This window comes from Phycicoccus duodecadis (assembly GCF_002846495.1).
Lineage (GTDB): Bacteria > Actinomycetota > Actinomycetes > Actinomycetales > Dermatophilaceae > Phycicoccus > Phycicoccus duodecadis.
The window spans coordinates 543,788-562,099 of record NZ_PJNE01000001.1 but is presented as its reverse complement, the minus strand read 5'-3'; the positions used below and the strand labels follow the sequence as shown (position 1 = coordinate 562,099).

General features: G+C 71.0%; 16 protein-coding genes and 1 riboswitch. Of the genes, 7 read left to right on the top strand and 9 right to left on the bottom strand.

The annotated features are described in order from the left end of the window. Positions 1 to 14: 14 nt before the first annotated feature. Positions 15 to 269, bottom strand: coding sequence for a hypothetical protein (locus ATL31_RS02595; protein ID WP_101394402.1), 255 nt, complete (start codon positions 267 to 269; stop codon positions 15 to 17). A 204-nt stretch (positions 270 to 473) separates the two neighbouring features. On the opposite strand from ATL31_RS02595, the gene ATL31_RS02590 reads away from it, so the two are divergent. Next, the gene (locus ATL31_RS02590; RefSeq protein ID WP_101394401.1) at positions 474 to 1,721 is read left to right on the top strand and encodes an IS256 family transposase; all 1,248 of its coding nucleotides are present in this window, start codon (positions 474 to 476) and stop codon (positions 1,719 to 1,721) included. A gap of 119 nt (positions 1,722 to 1,840) precedes the next feature. On the opposite strand, the gene ATL31_RS02585 is transcribed toward ATL31_RS02590, so the two are convergent. The 4 genes from ATL31_RS02585 to ATL31_RS02570 form a co-directional block, all read right to left on the bottom strand. Continuing rightward, positions 1,841 to 2,248, bottom strand: a complete 408-nt coding sequence (locus ATL31_RS02585; protein WP_101394400.1) for a hypothetical protein — start codon at positions 2,246 to 2,248, stop codon at positions 1,841 to 1,843. After that, entirely contained in the window at positions 2,245 to 2,604 is a 360-nt protein-coding gene (locus ATL31_RS02580) for a cyclic-phosphate processing receiver domain-containing protein (RefSeq protein WP_101394399.1), read from the bottom strand. The genes ATL31_RS02585 and ATL31_RS02580 overlap by 4 nt, the downstream gene beginning before the upstream one ends. After that, positions 2,601 to 2,843: a hypothetical protein gene (locus ATL31_RS02575; protein ID WP_101394398.1), complete on the bottom strand. Its 243-nt coding sequence runs from the start codon at positions 2,841 to 2,843 to the stop codon at positions 2,601 to 2,603. Before ATL31_RS02575 ends, ATL31_RS02580 begins: the two co-directional genes overlap by 4 nt. Before the next feature lie 44 nt (positions 2,844 to 2,887). Then, positions 2,888 to 2,987: riboswitch (SAM riboswitch) on the bottom strand. A 420-nt stretch (positions 2,988 to 3,407) separates the two neighbouring features. Then, on the bottom strand, positions 3,408 to 4,181 hold the full coding sequence (locus ATL31_RS02570) for a peptidase (RefSeq protein ID WP_143598287.1): 774 nt from the start codon (positions 4,179 to 4,181) through the stop codon (positions 3,408 to 3,410). A 598-nt stretch (positions 4,182 to 4,779) separates the two neighbouring features. Here ATL31_RS02570 and ATL31_RS02565 point away from each other — a divergent pair. Both ATL31_RS02565 and ATL31_RS02560 read left to right on the top strand, forming a co-directional pair. Continuing rightward, entirely contained in the window at positions 4,780 to 5,556 is a 777-nt protein-coding gene (locus ATL31_RS02565; RefSeq protein WP_101394396.1) for a DUF4352 domain-containing protein, read from the top strand. Positions 5,557 to 5,672: 116 nt separating this feature from the next. Beyond that, positions 5,673 to 7,223, top strand: coding sequence for an HNH endonuclease signature motif containing protein (locus ATL31_RS02560; protein ID WP_101394395.1), 1,551 nt, complete (start codon positions 5,673 to 5,675; stop codon positions 7,221 to 7,223). A gap of 313 nt (positions 7,224 to 7,536) precedes the next feature. On the opposite strand, the gene ATL31_RS02555 is transcribed toward ATL31_RS02560, so the two are convergent. Continuing rightward, positions 7,537 to 9,330, bottom strand: coding sequence for a hypothetical protein (locus ATL31_RS02555; protein ID WP_143598286.1), 1,794 nt, complete (start codon positions 9,328 to 9,330; stop codon positions 7,537 to 7,539). 143 nt (positions 9,331 to 9,473) lie between these two features. Further along, positions 9,474 to 10,061 carry a hypothetical protein gene (locus ATL31_RS02550; RefSeq protein ID WP_101394393.1) on the bottom strand — a complete coding sequence of 196 codons (588 nt, stop codon included), beginning with the start codon at positions 10,059 to 10,061 and terminating at the stop codon, positions 9,474 to 9,476. A gap of 403 nt (positions 10,062 to 10,464) precedes the next feature. Between ATL31_RS02550 and ATL31_RS02545 the strand changes: the two genes are divergently transcribed. Then, the gene (locus ATL31_RS02545) at positions 10,465 to 11,559 is read left to right on the top strand and encodes a hypothetical protein (RefSeq protein WP_101394392.1); all 1,095 of its coding nucleotides are present in this window, start codon (positions 10,465 to 10,467) and stop codon (positions 11,557 to 11,559) included. Positions 11,560 to 11,648: 89 nt separating this feature from the next. Continuing rightward, positions 11,649 to 12,659: an aldo/keto reductase family protein gene (locus tag ATL31_RS02540; protein WP_101394391.1), complete on the top strand. Its 1,011-nt coding sequence runs from the start codon at positions 11,649 to 11,651 to the stop codon at positions 12,657 to 12,659. Positions 12,660 to 12,749: 90 nt separating this feature from the next. On the opposite strand, the gene ATL31_RS02535 is transcribed toward ATL31_RS02540, so the two are convergent. Next, complete coding sequence (locus tag ATL31_RS02535; protein ID WP_101394390.1) at positions 12,750 to 14,453, bottom strand: MFS transporter; 1,704 nt, start codon at positions 14,451 to 14,453, stop codon at positions 12,750 to 12,752. Positions 14,454 to 14,751: 298 nt separating this feature from the next. Here ATL31_RS02535 and ATL31_RS17160 point away from each other — a divergent pair, with 298 nt between their 5' ends. Next, entirely contained in the window at positions 14,752 to 15,339 is a 588-nt protein-coding gene (locus tag ATL31_RS17160) for a DUF6318 family protein (protein ID WP_101394389.1), read from the top strand. Between the two features lie 464 nt (positions 15,340 to 15,803). Next, positions 15,804 to 16,211 carry a hypothetical protein gene (locus ATL31_RS02525; protein WP_143598284.1) on the top strand — a complete coding sequence of 136 codons (408 nt, stop codon included), beginning with the start codon at positions 15,804 to 15,806 and terminating at the stop codon, positions 16,209 to 16,211. Between the two features lie 258 nt (positions 16,212 to 16,469). On the opposite strand, the gene ATL31_RS02520 is transcribed toward ATL31_RS02525, so the two are convergent. Continuing rightward, entirely contained in the window at positions 16,470 to 18,056 is a 1,587-nt protein-coding gene (locus tag ATL31_RS02520) for an OFA family MFS transporter (RefSeq protein WP_101394387.1), read from the bottom strand. Positions 18,057 to 18,312: the final 256 nt, after the last annotated feature.

Genomic DNA, 18,312 nt, shown 5'->3' with positions numbered 1-18,312 from the left:
GCGGTGGCTCCTCCTCATTCCTCGCCGTCGTCATCGGACCACAGCTCCCACGCCACCCCGGGGTCGCCGCCGGCCTGTTCCAGGTAGACCTCGACCAGGTCGCCGATGTCCTGGAAGGCCGCAGCGGACAGGAAGCCTGCCGCGTCGTCGAGCTTCCCGCTCACCCGGCTGGGGTGCAGGCCCAGTGAGACGGCGTCATCGATCATCGACTCGTCGGTGGCTCCCGCCCGCCGCCAATCCCGTTCCAGTCGTTCGTCATCGGTGGGCATGTACGCGTCCTTTCGGCGGTGAGGGAAGCTACAAGATGCGCTGCGCCGGCCCTCTCACCGAACGTTCGGGTGGTGACGCGCGAGTTGAGTCCCGGATAGTGGTGTAGCGCGGTCGCCGTCCTCGGGTTGGGGCTGGACGTGGATGCGGCCACCGCGTGATCCTTCGAGTGAACCTCTCACAGCACTCTCGAACGGAGCATCACGATGACCGCACCACACATTGTCGACCCTGCTGGGCTGCTTGGCGAGGCGTTGGCCGAAGCCTCGCCGGACCTGATGCGTTCGCTGCTGCAGTCGATCATCAACGCGTTGCTGTCCGCGGATGCGGATGCGGTGGTCGGCGCGGAGTGGGGACGCCCCAGCCCGGAGCGGGTCGCGCAGCGCAACGGCTATCGCCACCGCGAGCTGGACACCCGGGTCGGCACGATCGACGTGGCCGTGCCCAAGCTGCGCACGGGGAGCTACTTCCCGCAGTGGCTGCTGGAGCGTCGTAAGCGCGCGGAGTCGGCGCTGGTCACCGTGGTGGCCGACTGCTACCTGGCTGGGGTGTCCACCCGGCGGATGGACAAGCTGGTCAAGACCTTGGGGATCGACTCGCTGAGCCGTTCGCAGGTCTCGCGGATGGCCGCCGACCTCGACCAGCAGGTCGAGGACTTCCGCCACCGCCCGCTGGGCCCGGCCGGGCCGTTCACGTTCGTGGCCGCGGACGCGTTGACGATGAAGGTCCGCGAGGGAGGACGGGTGGTCAACGCGGTCGTCCTGGTCGCGGTCGGGGTCAACGGCGACGGGCACCGTGAGGTCCTGGGCATGCGGGTGGCCACCAGCGAGACCGGGGCGGCGTGGAACGAGTTCTTCGCCGACCTGGTCGCCCGCGGCCTGGCCGGGGTCAAGCTGGTCACCTCCGATGCCCACCCCGGGCTGGTCGAGGCGATCGCGGCGAACCTGCCCGGCGCGTCCTGGCAGCGCTGCCGCACGCACTACGCCGCGAACCTGATGAGCATCTGTCCCAAAAGCATGTGGCCGGCCGTCAAGGCGATGCTGCACTCGGTGTACGACCAGCCCGACGCCGCGGCCGTACACGCCCAGTTCGACCGGCTGATCGACTACGTCAGCGACAAGCTGCCCGCGGTCGCGAAGCACCTGGCCGCCGCCCGCGAGGACATCCTGGCCTTCACCGCCTTCCCCAAGGACGTGTGGACCCAGATCTGGTCCAACAACCCCGCCGAACGCCTCAACCGCGAGATCCGCCGCCGCACCGACTCCGTCGGCATCTTCCCCACCCGAGAAGCGATCGTCCGCCTCGTTGGCGCGGTCCTGGCCGAGCAGACCGACGAATGGGCAGAAGGACGCCGCTACCTCGGCCTGGAAGTCCTGACCCGCTCTCGCCTGACCCCCCTCACCACCACCGACCCCGAGAACGGAGCAGAACCCATGTCCGCCCTGACCGCCTAACCCAACGAAGATCACGCAGCGTTACACCACCACCGGGGACTTGACCGACGCGCGCAGACGGAAGGCCGGGCCTACAGCGGACCCCTCGGGGGCGATGCAGCCGTGGGAGACGCGGTGGTTCACCGTCGCAACCCCCGCTCGTGCATCTCCGCCGCGACCCGGCTCAGACCCTCGCGGAGCCAGGCCGCCGCGGCAACGCGTGGCTCGCGGTGCAGGTCCCAAGCGAGCTGGTCGTGCAACGCAAGGAGGTCCGAGTCGCCGAGGCGACCGACTCCCTCGTCCAGTGACTGGCCGGCCAGTGACACCGGGGCGGGCGGGATGTCGGCCGGTTGCGACAGGTGTGAGCCCCAGGTGTCGGTCGCCACGGCCAGGGCATGAGCGCGCCTCGCTGCCGACCAGGCGTAGGAGCGGGCCATCGTCGGGTCATTCCCCACCACCTCACGCCGGAGCCAACCCGCGGCGCGGACGAGGTCGTCGGCCAGTGCGAGCAGCCCGTCGAGGTCGGGCACCTCGCCGGGCGGCGTCATCGGCTCCAAGCGTGCCTCCACATCCCCGCGACGAACGAACGTCGGGCTCGGTACCCGGCGGCGACGAGCTCCACCGTGACGCGATGGCCGGCCCTCACGTTCGCGCTGTGGACCAGCACCTGACGGACCGGTGCGGGAGTGCCTGCTGCCGCGACGGACACCAAGTGGTCGACGACCGGTTGGACCGTGTCGTCATCGATGAGGTCGTGGTCGAGCCAGAGCTCGTCGATCGTCCGCCCGCCGAGCGACGCCAGCAGCGTCAGGACCTCGTCGGATGTTCGCGCCACGAGCGCCGGTCGTCCGTCCTTGAAGACGCGGACGTCGTCGACCAGCACGCGCAGGACCCCGTCGCTCATCGGTCGCCCTCGGAGTAGACCCACGCAGAGGGGTTCAGGCCACGCCGGTGCAGTGCACGCTGGCCTTCGGACAGGAGCTTGGAGAGCCACCACCGCGCGCGCTCGTCGGGGCGATGCGTGCGGGCGTGGTCGAGGTGCCGCAGGTGCTCGACCAGCTGGGACGTGGGGAGCTCGTCGAACGCATCGGACAGTTGTCCTGGGCGCAGGTCGGCGGCGCCGTAGGGGTTGTTCTCGGGCACGGTGGCTCCTCGGGGTCACACGGACCCCTCGGCCTGGCCGTGGAGATCCGCTGTTGTCATCGGATGACCAGCTCGTCACCTGGGGCACCCCCGCGGAGGGGTTGCCGGACAGCAAGCCAGGGCTTGTCGCTGCCTCTCGTGAGCTGTTGCCACGCTAGCGCACCGCTCCGACACCCTGTGGCGAGGCCGAGCTCGTACTCACCGCTCGACCCGTTCCCCAGAAAGGGGTCGCAGTCACGATGGGTCTCTCGGTCGCGACTGCGGACACGTGCGAGACCGATCGCGGGAGCGGCAGTTCGTCGGGCTGTCCCGCGCCACCGACAGGCTCGCGGTGGTCGGGCCGCCGGAGCTCATCCGGGAGGTCGGCGCCCCCGAGGTGGTCCAGCGGCTGGAGATCACTCCGTCGCCCGGACGAGCCGCACCGTGCCACGATCGGGGTACGCGCTGGTGCACCCGCCGCTTGTACTGCGTGGGTCGAGCGGCACGACGGACGGGTGACAGCGCAGGGGAGGGCGTCGGCTGTCTGAACTCCCTCACCCTCCGCGACGAGGGTTCCGCCGCGGCTCAGAGGCCCGGGACACAGGCGCCTCGGCCGAGCTGGGACAGCGCGTACCGGTCGCCGATGCCGAAGTCGGTGCGTCCCGAGTTCTCCTCCGCCATCAGTTCGCGACTGTCCTGTACGTGGCCGGCGCCCAGCACATGAGACAGCTCGTGCATGATGACCGCCTGCACGCGGATGAAGCCCTCCGGCGTAGTGAGGTCGGGCGCCAGCGACGGGGTGTCGAGCCAAACCGTGCCGCTCACGTATGTCATCCGCCCGTGGGTGTCACGGAGGGGCCGACCACCGCCCAGCCCAGCGGTCCGGCCCGCGAGCTCGGGCTCCTCCGCGGGGTTGCTCCAGGCGATGAGCACAGGTGCCCAACTCTCGCCATACCGGTCCGGCTGGTAAAGGGCCCGGTCCCGCGCCGGAGCCTCATCGGTGTCACCCGCGTCCTCGAACGACAGGCCACTGGCGGCGGAGACCGCCGCGACTGCGCGAGTCACCGCCTCACGCCCACGAGGACCCGCGCCGAGCGCATCTCGCACGACGAAACGGATGGGTCGGCAGGGGTCGAAAGTCACGGGCTCGGCGCTACCGTTCTGCGTCACCATGAAGTCGAACGTGGTGGACGGCGGTACGCCGCTGACGACCACCGGCGGGAGTATCCGGGACGTCGACCCCTCGGGCGGTTCGGGTCGCTCCTCCCCAACCGCCAGCGCCGGCCGAGCGGGGAACATGCGGTCGACCCATTCGGGGACGCGGGGTCCCGCCAGCCACCCGCCGATGATCAGAGCCACGACGATGAAGCCGATGGCAGGGTGGCGCTCCCACCACTTGGTCGACGCCGCCCGGTCACGAGGCCCGGGCTGCCACGCTCGCGGGTCGTTGCGGGACGACCGCCCGACGGGCCAAAGGACTTCTTCGGGACTCGAGGCCACACGGTCGAGACGGTCCAACTCCTCGAGCCGGCGCATCATCGCGCGGTGCCGCCGTTTTGGCCCGCCGGTCACCGCGTCCAGGCGCGCCCTGGTCCCCCCATTCGACACCGCGACAGATTACAAAGGGGTCTTGAAAGCCGCAGCTGATTCCACCAAGTCATCGGTGGTGTTAGTCGCTGTACTCACGGAGTGCCGAGTCACGCAGCGCGACACGGGGACGGCATTGGTCGGCTGCTGATCGCCCGCGACTCCGTGCTCATTACCTTGCTGGCTCCGCGGGGCCCTACGACCTTCGGCAGCGTCGCATCGTTCGTTCGGCCCGTGATGGGACCCACGGCTACCGCAGCCGAGAGGCGCCTGGTTACGGTCGGCGCGTTCACGGGTGGGGGATCACTCGATGAACGATCGGGGGCCCCTCTGTGCTCCCGGAGGACCTTCAACCCCTTGAGGAGCACGCATGTCGAACACCCCTGCCGGCTGGTACCCACAGCCCGATGGTCAGCAGCGCTATTGGGATGGGCAGCGATGGACCGAGCATTTCGCGCCGGGGGCACCCGACGCTGCGGCGGTGGGCGCCCTTTCGGCGGGTGTCGCGCCGCGGCCCTGGTTCAAGAAGAAGCGCTACCTCATCCCGGCCGGCGTGGTGGGGCTCATCGTCTTCGGTTCGGCGCTCGGCGGGGGAGGCGACCAGCCCGAGAAGGTCGTGGCCGTGGAGCCTGCGACGAAGACGGTCGAATCTTCGACCCCTGTCGCTCCTGCCTCGCCGAAGCCGGCCGTGACGACTGCAGCCCCGAAGCCTGTGGTGACCAAGCCGGCAGCGCCGAAGCCGGCCGCGGGTCCGAAGTTCGGCAGCAAGGTTCGGGACGGGAAGTTCGAGTTCGTCGTCTCCGGGATGAAGTGCGGCATCGCGAGCGTCGGGGACACCTACTTCAACACGAAGGCGCAAGGGCAGTTCTGCCGTCTGAGCGTGAAAGTTACGAACATCGGGGACGAGGCGCAGTCCATGTTCGCCGACAATCAAGTGGCCTTCGACAGCAAGAACCGCAAGTTCTCGGCCGACTCCGGGGCATCCATCTACGACGGTGATTCGAAGGTGCTGTGGGAGGAGATCAACCCCGGCAACACCGTGACCGGTTCTGTCTTCTTCGATGTCCCGAAGGGCACGAAGCTGACCAAGGTGGAACTGCACGACTCGCTCTTCTCTGGCGGCGTCGAGGTCCGACTCGCGAAATGAGCAATAGGTGGGGTGCGCCTCGGAGCGGCCTGAGGCGCACCCTCCGCTCAGCGCTCCCGGGCGCGGCAAAGACGCTGGTCAGACGGGCTGTCGGTGGCTGGTCCTAGTGTCTTCCCATGGACCAGCTGGCCGTCAGTCTCGAGGAGCGTCGCTCCTCGCTGGTGGCTGCTGGCGGGGCGCTGGCGGGGATGGCCGACGTGCTGCACCAGGCCTCCGGCGACGAGCTCGCCGAGCTGCTCACGATCGTCGACGACGTCGCCGCCCAGTCGGCGGCAGCACGGGTGGCCATCACCGCCGAGGCCCTGAACCGCGGCGAGGTCGCCGCCGCCGGTACCAACGCCCACACCTGGGTGCGCGACCACGCGCCGTCCCTACGGCAGGGCGGGGCGGGCCAGGTGGCCACGGTCGCGATGGCCGTCACCGGTGGCGGAGCGGGATGGCAGCCCGACCGCCCTGCGCCCGAGCCCGACTCGCCCCTCGGCCTGGTTGCTGCCGGTGTCGCTGACGGCTCCGTGTCGCCCGCCCTCGCGACCGCGGTGCTGCGCGAGGTCGAGCGCTTGGCCCCGCACCTGCGTGACGAGGCGCTGCCCACGGTGGTCCGCGCCCTCATCGACCTCGGCGTCCAGTGGGGCCCGACGGTGATGCGGCGTCTGCGGCCCCGGCTGCTCGCCGAGTACGGCCTCCCGGGCGAGCTCGACGACCTCCAGGAGCGGCTGGCCGGCAGCGCCCGCCTCTCCATGCCCCTCGTCGAGTCCGGCGACCTCACCGAGTACCAGCTGTTGATGACGCCCGAGCAGGCCACCGCCCTCGAGGCCGCGATCGGCCCGCTCAGCGCGCCCGCCCCCGACGACGAGACGGGTCAGCGAGACCTCCGCCCGGCCGGGCAGCGGCGGGTCGAGGCGCTCACCGAGGTGTGTCGCCGGTCGTCGGCGCTCGACGCCGAGGGCAAGGGGGCCGATGGCGCGGCCGCCGCATCGTCGGCCGTCCACGTGACCATCGCGCTCAACGACCTGGTGTCGGTCACCGGGTGCGGCGAGGTGCTCAGCTCCAGCGCCACCGCCACGGTCCTGTCTCCCCAGGTGCTCCGCCGCATCTCGTGCGAGGCCGACCTCATCCCGCATGTCCTGGGGACCGCGGGGGAGGAGCTCGACCTCGGCCGGGTCGTCCGCCTCTTCACCCGCGCCCAGCGGCGCCTCCTGCGCCGGCGCGACCGGGGCTGCACCTTCCCCGGATGCACCGCCCCCGCCGCCTGGACGAAGGCGCACCACATCGTGCACTGGGCCGACGGCGGCGCGTCCGACGTCGACAACGCAGGCCTTCTCTGCCAGCGCCATCACACGTACGTCCACACCAGGCGGCTCATCGCCACCGTGAGCCCGCGGCCCGACCATCTGGGGCGTTACGTCGCGTGGGACCTCGAACCCGGCAGCTACGACCGCCACCTCGAGAAGCTCCGCGCCGAACGGGCCGTCCACGACCCGCCCCCACTCACTCCCGAGCGGCTACGGCTCCTGCTCGACGGGCTGTGGGTCGACGACCCGGCGGAGCAGGCGTGGGCGGAGTCCGAGCTGGGCTGGATGACGTCCGACGACCCCTGGCCCGACGACGAGGAGCCCACGGGTTCACCGCCGGCTACCGGCGCTCGGCTCCTCGACCGATCCGCCTGACCCGCGCCGTGCGGGTGAGGTCGTCCGTCGGGCCGTCGGCCGCGCACCTGGGTCGGCCCCCGCATGGGGGTGACCGTGGTGGTCTGAGCTTGGCTGTCAGGGCCAAGCCGGCGGGCTGGGGCCTGGTGCTCGATGGAGCCCGTCCGTCCGGTTCGGTCGCGAAGACCGCCCCCTCAGGAGGGACCAGCCCGATGACCATCCGTGGGGTCGGAGGCGCCCGGGTACCGGCTCGGTGTCGCTGCCGGATGCTCCCGCCACCCACGGGTCAGGACCGGCAGCGGCCCCGCTGCCGGATGCTCCCGCCACCCACGGGTCAGGACCGGTAGCGGTCCCGCTGCCGGATGAGGGCGGCGCGCCGCGTCGACACCAACAGGCGAGCATCACCGAGCGCGTCGCCCCCCACCCACCGACCGTCGTGCCACGCCCGCACCACGGCCTCGGCCTTGGCCGACGGCGGCCCCGACACCCCGAAGTCGGCTGCGAGGTCCTTGACCAGGACCGCCCCCGACGGCCCGACCAGCCGGTTGGCGACCCCGGTCGCCCACAGCACCCCGCACGCCCGACCGCGCACCGACGCCCGCCGCCGCAGCCATCCCGGGTCCTTGACCGCCGCCCCCACGAGCAACCGGTGCGCCGCGGTCCGCCACTCCTCGCGCAGCGCGCCGAGGTGGCTGACCCGAGGAGACTCCCTCAGCCACACCTCGATCGCCTCCGCGATGGCCGCCACCGGCTCGCGCACGTCGGGGGCCACGGCGTCGAGGGCCAGCGGCTCTTCAGGCAACGGGTCGGCATCCAGCGCGTCGAGCGCCGCCGGCCCACCTACCTCGTCGGCGAGGGAACGCAGCATGAGCGGCCCCGTGTCCCCTCGCTCGAAGGCGTCGACCATCCCGCCGATCTCGCGCCACCGGGCGACGGCGGGGGCCCGCCGCAGCGTCGTGAACGCCGGAAGCCACTCCTGGATCGCGGCCAGGGTCTCGGCGGTGGCCGACGCCGGGGCACCGAGCTGGGCGTGCGCGTACCGGACGAACGCGGGCAGGACATCGGCGACCGCGGCCAACGCGTCGTCGCCGGCACCGTCGGCCCACGGCAGGCGCTGGGCGAGCGCCAGCTCGACCTGCACCGGTGACCACCGCAGCGGATGCCCGGCCCCGGCCGCCGCATCCTCGGCGATGAGCACCGCCGCCGCGACACCCGCCTCATCCTCGACCGCCGCGGCGTACGGAGAGGCCAGGAAGTCGGTGACGGCGTCGACCCTCGACGTCGCGCGGAGCTGCCCCGACGTCAGCACGGAGTGCCCACCGGCCGGCATCCGCCGCAGCACCAGCTCGACGAAGGGCCGGGCGCCCGGCCAGCCGACCGGGTCGCCGTCGGGGCCGGTCCAGTCGGCCGGCACCGCGGACGGCCCGGCGGCATCAGCGGCGGCGATCGCTGCCTCGATGCTCGCGCGCGCGTCGGCGACCGGGATCTCGGTCAGCTCGCTCGCCCGGCGGCCGGACCCGACCAGCAGCTCGCGGTAGCGACCACACACCTGACCGAACGGCTCCGGCACCAGGAACACGTCCTTGACCCTGGTGCCGAAGGCCTCGTCGACGTAGACCACCGCGGTGACGCCCCCGATGCCCGGCCACTCCAGCCCGAGGATGACGTTGTCGCCGTCCACGAGCTCGTCGCCGAGCTTGGCCGCCGCCTGCACGTTCAGCTCGCGTAACCCGGTGACCCCGGGCGGGACCGGATGGCGGCGGCTCCCGATCGCCCGGCGCACCCGCGCGGCGTCGAGGTCGTCCGGCAGCATGGCGGCCGCGGCATGCAGAGCGACCGTCGTCTCCGCGTAGCTGGTGCCGACCAGCGAGTCGAGGAGCTGGTCCAGCGGCACCCCCTCGGCGGTGTCGAGGTCCTCGTCGGCCGCCCAGGCATCGGTCACCGACAGCATCGACGACACGAGCGTGACCAACGCCGTGGGGTCGTCGGAGCGGATGGCCGACCGCAGCGTCCCCATCAGGCTCGAGGTCGCCGGGTCGGGCGCGGCGACCGCGCGCAGCGGGCGGGCACGGCCTCGGGTGGCCGAACGGTTCGGGGCGCCCTTGCGGCGGCTGCTACGCGGTGTCACGACGACCATGCAACCACCCCGCGCGGGTCAGTGCATCAGGCGACCGCGACGAGCCCGGCCGGCGTCGTGACATGACGGAGGCCCCGGCCGCTGCAGCGACCGGGGCCCACTTCGGGCGACCTCGACAGGGAGAGGCCGCCGGGTCAGAGCGCCACAGGGATCGACTCGATGGCCGGCGCCCGCACGCCTTCGGCCTCCTGGGCGTGGCGCAGACCGAGCGCCCCGAGGACGAACATGAGCGCCGAGCCGACGAAGGCCGCGATCGCGGCCCACATCGCGATGGTGCCGAGGGTGGCGAAGGCGTAGGCGTTGAGCAGCATGCCGCGCAGCGTGGTGCCCATGAAGAGCGTCTGCCGCAGCTGCCCGAGGTCGGTCGTCGCCTGCGCCGTGGGGGCGGTCTTGACGGCGGCGAGGTACTCACCGGAGACCTGCGAGTAGGTCTTGCCCTGCGAGGCCTCGTCCATGTGGGCCTGGATGAAGTAGTCGGCGTACGCCTTGGCCTGCGCGCCGGTGGTGAGCGGCTGCCCGGCGTACTGCGTGAGCTGGGACTTCATCGTCGGCGTCGTGAGCGCGGCGGCCACGGGCATCGTGATCTGCTGCGCCGCCAGCTGGTCGTGGACGTTGCTGGTGGCGAACGAGGAGGCCCAGACGAGCAGGCCACCGGCGACGAGGAGGACGCTGGCGACGGCGACACCGGTCCAGGAGATGAGCTTGTCGAATGAGCTGCGCATGGTGTTCTCGTGTCCTTCGGGAGGCCCCTCGGTACGACGGGCGGTCGGTATTGCTTCGGTGCTCAAAAATTACTACTGCCCGTAGTACGTCGCCCGGGACCTTGGTCCTGGCTTCCCCCGGGGACGTTCCGGAGCTTCTCCGCAGGTGCCCCAGGGTCGTTGGGGCGGGGCGAAAGGCGGCGTCGTCCCCGAGAGAGACGTCCCCGGTGGCGTGGTGGTGCGGGCACCAGGAGGCGGCCTACAGAGGCGACAACGTTGTCCGGAAACCTGCAGGTCAGAGGGATTTGGTAAAGGCAACGTAAAGACTTGGTACAAGGGAGGTCAGTACGACGCAAACGCCAGGCAAAGAGGAATCGACGTGCCTAGGGTGTGCCGGGCAGGGGTCGAGAGAGGAGTAGGAACCGTGAACGAGACGGTCGGTCTGGTCTCCGCGACCAGCTTCCGGGTGCCGGCACCCGGTCTGAGGATGACGTTCGGTGTCAGCTGGCCGGGCCTGTTCCGGGACGGCCGCGACGCATCTCACCAGCGGTCCACTTCCGGGGGCGCCGGGAGCAGCGCTGGTCACGCTGCTCCCCGGCGCCTCACCGGGACGGCGGCCAGCGGCGTCCCCGCGGCGGTCGCCGATCGTGCCCAGCGCATCATCGAGCAGGAGTACCGCCTCACCTCCCTGCACCGGGCGTCCTACGAGCCGGCCACCCGACCCCTCGCCACCCCCGACCGCGCGGTCACCGCCTGGGGCGCCCGGCGCGAGCGCACCAGCGCCGCCCGGGCCTCGGCCCGCTGGTTCGACATCGTGAAGCGTCGCGACGCCGGGCACGCGGCCGCCGAGCGAGCCGCGTCCCACATCGAGGCCGCGGCCGCCGCGACCGAGGCCGTGGAGCTCGAGCAGCGCCGCCTCGACACCTGGTGGGATGCCCTGCGGTCGGGCCACCAGGCCGTCGTCACCGACCAGCTGGTGCGGGCCTTCGCAGAGGCCGGTCTGGCGGCGGCGCCGATGACCGTCCACGGCAGCTACCTCGGCCTGGCCGTCCTGGCCCCCGAGGAGCACCTGCTCCCCACCGAGGCGGTCACCCTCTCGGCCCACGGCACGCTGTCGGTGCGGCCCGCGTCGAAGGCGCACCGGGCCCGCCTGCAGCGCGAGGTGGTGGCGAGCGCCGTCCTGGCATCCGCGCGCTGCGCGTTCGCCGCTGCTCCGGGCCTGGCCCACATCCGGGTCGTCGTCCTGCGCGCCGAGCACCGTGGTGCGGTCGACGACGTGTCCGCCATCGGGGTGGTCGAGCTCTCGCGCCGCGACGTCGCCTCGGCCGACCTCGGTGTGGGTGCCGAGGCCCTCCTCGCCCGCTACGGCGAGGCCCTCCGCTGGGACATCTCGCACCCCGAGGTCGCCCTGCGCAAGCTCCCCCTCGACGACGTCCCCGAGCTCGCCACCCTGCTGGCGCGCCTGTGCCGCAACGGTGTCGACGACGCCTACCGGATGGTCGAGCCCGCCCTCGCCTGAGAGGTCGCCGAGAGTGACGCATCGACGGCGGGCCGGTCCACGGTGACCTGCCCGCCGTCGCCGTCGGTGGCGAGGCATACGGTGCAGGGATGGACTTCAGATACCTCGGCAACAGCGGACTCAAGATCTCCGAGATCACCTACGGCAACTGGCTGACCCACGGCTCCCAGGTCGAGAACGACGCCGCCACCGCCTGTGTGCGCGCGGCCCTCGACTGCGGCATCAGCACCTTCGACACCGCCGACGTCTACGCCAACACCAAGGCCGAGACCGTGCTCGGCGAGGCCCTCAAGGGCGAGCGGCGCGAGAGCCTCGAGATCTTCACCAAGGTCTACTGGCCCACCGGCCCCGGCGGCAAGAACGACACCGGCCTGTCGCGCAAGCACATCATGGAGTCGATCAACGGCTCGCTCACCCGCCTCCAGACCGACTACGTCGACCTCTACCAGGCGCACCGCTACGACACCGAGACCCCCCTCGAGGAGACGATGCAGGCGTTCGCCGACGTCGTCCGGCAGGGCAAGGCGCTCTACATCGGCGTCAGCGAGTGGACCGCCGACCAGATCCGCGCCGGGCACGCCTTGGCCAAGGACCTCGGCATCCAGCTCATCTCGAGCCAGCCGCAGTACTCGATGCTGTGGCGCGTCATCGAGGGCGAGGTCGTCCCGGCGTGCGAGGAGCTCGGCATCAGCCAGATCGTGTGGAGCCCGATCGCCCAGGGCATCCTCACCGGCAAGTACAAGCCGGGCCAGGCCCCGCCCGAGGGCTCGCGCGCCACCGACGACAAGGGCGGCGCCGACATGATCAAGCGCTTCATGGATGACGAGCTGCTCACCCGCGTGCAGAAGCTGCAGCCCATCGCCGACGAGGCCGGCCTCACGATGGCGCAGCTGGCCATCGCGTGGGTGCTGCAGAACGACAACGTGGCTGCCGCGCTCGTCGGGGCCTCGCGCCCGGAGCAGGTCGAGAGCAACGTCAAGGCGGCCGGGGTGAAGCTCGAGGCCTCCGCGATGGCCGCCATCGACGAGGCCCTCGGCGACGTCGTGGTCCGCGATCCCGCCCAGACCGCTGCCAACAGCCCGAAGACCCGCGTCGCCTGACGGCGTCACGCTCCCGGACGACGGCTGCCGCTCCTGGACAGGGCGGCAGCCGTCGCCGTTCGTGCGCCGCTGGAGGACGGACCGGCCCTGTCAGGCGCGGGCGAGGCGACGCATGACGACGTCGTCGGCAGCCGCCAGCGACTCGTCGACCCCGCGCACCGCGTCCAGGAAGTCCTCGCGCGCCAGGCTGTAGAGCACGGTGTCCTCCACGGCGGTGACGGTCGCCGTGCGGGGGACGTCGCGGAGCAGCCCGATCTCGCCGAAGAACTCGCCGGCGCCCTCGAAGCGGATGTGCTCGCCCGCCACGGTGACCTCGACCCGGCCGCTGGAGATCACGAGGAAGCGGTCGGAGACCTCGCCCTCGCGCACCACGGCTGCCCCTGCGGGCGCGGTCTCCGTGGTGAGCGCCCGGGCCAGGGCCTCGATCTTGGCCGGAGCCAAGGGGCTGAAGATCGTGAGGCCCCGCAGCAAGGCGGTGCCGTCGGGTGCGCGCAGCGAGGCGTCCAGGCGCCGGCATCGCGGTAGGAAGGCCAGCGCCGGTACTCCCACGACGACGGCGAGGATGGCCAGCGCCCACCGCAGCCCGAGGCCGCTGATGAGGAACGGCATGACGGCCGACCCCAGTGCCATCGTGCCGATCAGCACCCCTTCGTAGGCGCCGAACACGCGACCGAGCACGGCGTCCGGAGTGAGGCGCTGAACGATGGTCGCGAAGTTCACGTCGACCAGGGGGTTCCCGAACCCGAGGAGGATGGCCGAGGCGAACACGGTGACGGGGGAGGGGTAGGCGACGACGAGGAGGAGCGGCAGGGACCACAGGACCGTGCCGACAGCGAGGTCCCCGGCCACGCGGTTCCGGGTCGAACGGGCGAGGGCGGAGAAGCCACCGACGATCGCGCCCACCCCGAAGACCGAGTCGATGACGCCGACTCCCTGCGGCCCCAGCTTCAGGATCTCCACGGCGAAGACCACACCGAACACGATGGTCGCGCCGGCGACGATCGTCTGGGTACAGACCAGGATCGCCACCATCAGCAGGTCGCGGTCATGCCCGATGTGGGTGAAGCCTCCGGCCAGCTGGGCCAGCATCCGGGGCTGTTCGGCGTCGGCGTCCGCCCCGGCACCTCCTGCGTCACCGGGGGTGGGGCCGGCGATGGGGCGGATGCCACCGACGAGAACCGCCGACAGCAGGAAGGTCGCGGCGTTGAGGAGGAAGACGACCTCGACGCTCGTGGTGGAGACGAGCAGCGCACCCAAGGCGGGCCCGAGGAAGAAGGCCAGGCTCTCGATGGTGCTGGAGGCACCGTTGGCGGCAGTGAGCTCCTCGGGCCGGCGGGTGAGTGACGGCATCCAGGCCATCTGCGCCGGGCGGAACACGCAACCGACGAGGGAGAGCAGCGTCGCCAGCACCAGCACGAGGGCAGCGGGTGCGTCGGTGAGGAGCCCCAGGGTCGCGAGCACGGCGAGGAGAGCGCGCAGGACGTCACTGGTGATGAGGACCCGTTTGCGCGGGAGCCGGTCGGCCAGCATCGACCCGAGCGGAGAGGCGAACGCCATCAGGAGCAGACGCACAGCGCCCCAGATGCCCACGAGTCGCGCGCCGCCCACGCCGTAGGCCCAGACGACCACCGCGGTCGCGTACGCCCAGTCACCGATCATCGACCCCGCGAGGGCGAGCTCGATGCGGCGGAGGGAGGGGTTGCCGAAGACCGAGCGCAGCGAGGACCACGTGTCATGCAGCGCACTCCGAAGGACAGGGGACGCGGCCGCGTCCTCTCCGGCGTCGACCGCCATGCGCACCCCCCCTCGCGGGGGCCCGCGCCCCGACGCGGAAACGATCGTGGTCGGGCTCCCCGAGTGTCCATAGCCCGAAATGACTATGCCGGGGGTCCGCTGGCGGCAGCTGCCGGTGCTGACCGGCTCCCCTCCGGCGGCGGGGACGGGGGCCGGGGGTGGCGGCGGCGCGGGGTGAGGAGATGGCTGCTGGGCCTCAGGGACAGCCTGTGGACAACTCGACTGGCGAAACCGGGCGGTTTGGCTACGGTGATGTCGGTAGGGGTCACCGGAGGGAGTGGCCGGAAGGGGTGTTTCGATGCGTGGGGATGGGCGTGCTGCGTTGGTCGTCGTGGTGGTGCTCGCGGCGACCGTCCTGGGGGGTTGCACCGACGACGCCGATCCGGTGGCGACGGCCTCGCCCACGGCGAGCTCGGTCAGCCCGAGCGCGACGGCGAGCCCGAGTGCCAGCGCGTCCCCGAGTGCCACGGCGTCAGGACCGGCGATCCCGGCGGCGGCACGAGCCCAGACCCCAGCCGGAGCCGAAGCCTTCGTCCGCTTCTACATAGCGCAGTCCGCGAAGGCGTGGATGGTGCCTGACCCGACGCTTCTTGACGGACTGGCGACATCGCATTGCGTCACGTGCGCCAACCTCCGCGTCACAGCGAAGGAACTGCAAGACGAGCATCGAAAGTATGACGCCGTACCCATCGTAGTCAGTTCTGTACAGCGGTTGTCGGGGACTAATGCCAGATACGTCTTCGACCTCCGACTGCGTCAGCCTGCGGTGAACGTATTGAACAAGGACGGGACGGTTGTTGACCGCCAGAGCGCGGATTCGCTGACGCGGGCGGCCCGCGTGGTCTGGGTGGAGGGGCAGTGGCAGGTAGACGGCATTTCCGAATAGCGCTCGTCGGTCTTCTACTGACGGCCGCTCCCGCTCCGAGTGCTCTGGGCAACCATCGGGGGGGCTGGGGCGGGCAGACGGGCGACAGCAATGTGCGTGTCGACCTCCTCCGCTCGGACCTGGACAAACTGCAACGCGAAGCTGTTGCTAATGCGGCGAATGGGCCGTGGTTCGAGTACTCGCTGACCTCTGTTTGCGGTGCGGCGACGCCCGGCGAGCCCGATGCAGACAATTTGTGTGGCGGGTCATTCATTCCCTGCTCAACGAGTAATCCGCAAATTGGATCGGGTCCGGCGATGCAGGTCTTTCGCCGAGAGGTAGACCGGGCGGGGGTGGCAACCGACCCTGAGTGGATGTCGCTAGGCGTCACATGCCTCCCCCAGAACGTTCCGGGAGGCAGCGCGGCGCTGAGCCTCGAGTTGATTCAGCGGGCTTTTCGCGACACCGAGTTTTCGGTGCCGACCGTGAACATCCAGCCCGAGGGCGACGTCACGCTGGTCAACCTGCCGACGTACTTCGAGGTGCAGTTCCCCGACGGCGGCTACGGGCCCGACGAGGTCGACCGTCCGGACCCGGCGACCCTCCTGGGCTACACCGTCGAGATCCGCCCACGGCTGAAGAGCGTCACGTACCACTTGGGGGAGCGGACCATCGGCCCGACCACCGACCTCGGCGGCCCGCATCCGACCGGGTCGATCATCCAGACGTACACCGCTCCAGGCCAGCAGCAGGTCCGCGTCGACATCGTCTACAGCGGTCAGTTCCGGGTGGGCGGCAGCGGTTGGATCGACATCCCGGGCGACGTCACCCTGCAGGGGACCCCCACGACGCTGACCATCCGCGAGGCCGAGTCCCGGCTCTACACGAGCTGACGCCCAGGAGGCCGCCTCCTGACCCACGAGAGCCGGCCCAGGGGGTCCGCCGGCGCCGGTTGCGGTCCGTGACATCACCGGCGATGGCGCAGATACCGCTCGATGACGCGGATACATCCCCGTCCTGAGCGAACAACCGTGTCATCCCAGTGATGACGCGGAACCTCGGCCAAGTGCGCCGGCCCCGGAAACAACGACGCCGCGGCGGTCCAGTGGACCGCCACGGCGTCGCAGCCCCTCCAGAACGGGGCTGCTCGGTCAGGCGAACAGCTTCAACGCTGTGACCAGCGTCTCGTACACACCATAGGCCAGGAGCAGGCTCACCACACCCCACGAGAGGTAGACACGCAGGGCGCCGGCACCGCCGCGCGAGGCCTCGCCCGACTCCACCCGGGCGGCCGCCTCACGGTCCTTGGCGGCTGCGGCCTCGACGACCTCGGCCGGCTCGTGGAACCGGTCGTCCACCGCCTTGACCAGCAGGTTCGCGACGAACCCGACGGCCAGCACGCCGACCATCGTGAACAGTGCCGGCCGGTAGTCGGCCGCGGTGAGCTTGCCCGGGGTACCGGCGGCGTCCAGGAAGCCGTTGATGATGAGCGGCCCGACCACACCGGCCGCCGACCACGCGGTCAGCAGCCGCCCGTGGATGGCGCCGACCTGGTAGGTGCCGAAGAGGTCACGCAGGTAGGCCGGAGCGGTCGAGAAGCCACCGCCGTAGAAGCTGATGATGACCGCGGCGAGAAGGACGAACACGGCCGTGGTGGTCGAGCCGGTCAGCGCGAGCAGCAGGTACAGCACGATGCCGACGCCGAGGTACACCATGTAGATCGGCTTGCGGCCGATCTTGTCCGACGTCGTCGACCAGAAGAAGCGCCCGGCCATGTTGAACAGGGACAGCAGGCCGACGAACCCACCGGCAGCGGCCACCGCCACGGTCGAGGTGCCGCCGGGCCCGCGGAAGAAGTCCTGGATCATCGGAGCGGCCTGCTCGAGGATGCCGATGCCCGCGGTGACGTTGCAGAACAGGACGACCCACAGGAACCAGAACTGCGGGGTCTTGATGGCGGTCGCGGCCGAGACGCTCTGGTCGGTGACCATCGTCGTGGAGCCCGAGATCTTCGAGGCGTCGAAGCCCTCCGGCGCCCAGCCCGGGGCGGGCACCCGCACGTTGGCCACGCCGATCATCATGATCAGGAAGTAGATGACGGCGAGGCTGACGAACAGGAACGTCAGCGCGTGGCCGCTGGCCAGCGACTTGGAGTTCGAGGGGTCGTAGGCCGGGTCGAAGTACGAGAGCAACTGGCGCGACAGGGGCGAGGCCACCATGGCGCCACCACCGAAGCCCATGATCGCCATACCGGTGGCCAGGCCCGGCCGGTCCGGGAACCACTTGATCAGCGTCGACACGGGGGAGATGTAGCCGATCCCCAGCCCGATGCCGCCGATGACGCCGTAGCCCAGGTAGACCAGCCACAGCTGGGTGGTCGCGATCCCGACCGAGCCGACGAGGAAGCCCAGAGCCCACGCGCACGAGGCGACGAACATCGCCTTGCGCGGCCCGACCCGGTCGACCCAGGTGCCCATGACGGCGGCCGACAGGCCGAGCATCACGATGGCGATGGAGAAGATGATGCCGACCGCGGTCAGCGAGCTGTCGAAGTGAGCCACCATCGAGGCCTTGTAGACGCTCGTGGCGTAGACCTGTCCGATGCACAGGTGGATCGCCAGCGCGGCCGGGGGGATCAGCCAGCGGTTGTAGTCGGACGAGGCGACGGTGCGGCTCCGGTCGAGGAACGACAGGACACCACCTCCGGGTGCCTCGCGATGGGCGGTGGTCGCCGTCATGCGAACCCCTTTCACGGTTCTGAGGCGCGTCGTCGCGCCGGCGGCCGCACACGCGCACGGCACCGGAGGGGACTCTAGGCAGTCGGGGAAGCCGCAGAGGGGCGCAGCGCCGCAGGAGTTGACAGCTTGTGCAGGTCGGTTCTCTCAGCGAATACGCAGGTCGGGGGTTCGGCGGCGAGCGGCCTCGTCCACAGGGCGCCGGTTGGGCGGCGGTCGTCCACAGATCGGCGCGACCGTCGGAGCGCCGCCGTGGTGC

Coding starts and splice junctions, on each gene's coding strand:
- ATL31_RS17160 (WP_101394389.1), top strand. CDS start 14,752: ATGCGTGGGGATGGGCGTGCTGCGTTGGTCGTCGTGGTGGTGCTCGCG.
- ATL31_RS02535 (WP_101394390.1), bottom strand. CDS start 14,453: ATGGCGGTCGACGCCGGAGAGGACGCGGCCGCGTCCCCTGTCCTTCGG.
- ATL31_RS02540 (WP_101394391.1), top strand. CDS start 11,649: ATGGACTTCAGATACCTCGGCAACAGCGGACTCAAGATCTCCGAGATC.
- ATL31_RS02550 (WP_101394393.1), bottom strand. CDS start 10,061: ATGCGCAGCTCATTCGACAAGCTCATCTCCTGGACCGGTGTCGCCGTC.
- ATL31_RS02595 (WP_101394402.1), bottom strand. CDS start 269: ATGCCCACCGATGACGAACGACTGGAACGGGATTGGCGGCGGGCGGGA.
- ATL31_RS02585 (WP_101394400.1), bottom strand. CDS start 2,248: ATGACGCCGCCCGGCGAGGTGCCCGACCTCGACGGGCTGCTCGCACTG.
- ATL31_RS02560 (WP_101394395.1), top strand. CDS start 5,673: ATGGACCAGCTGGCCGTCAGTCTCGAGGAGCGTCGCTCCTCGCTGGTG.
- ATL31_RS02580 (WP_101394399.1), bottom strand. CDS start 2,604: ATGAGCGACGGGGTCCTGCGCGTGCTGGTCGACGACGTCCGCGTCTTC.
- ATL31_RS02520 (WP_101394387.1), bottom strand. CDS start 18,056: ATGACGGCGACCACCGCCCATCGCGAGGCACCCGGAGGTGGTGTCCTG.
- ATL31_RS02565 (WP_101394396.1), top strand. CDS start 4,780: ATGTCGAACACCCCTGCCGGCTGGTACCCACAGCCCGATGGTCAGCAG.
- ATL31_RS02590 (WP_101394401.1), top strand. CDS start 474: ATGACCGCACCACACATTGTCGACCCTGCTGGGCTGCTTGGCGAGGCG.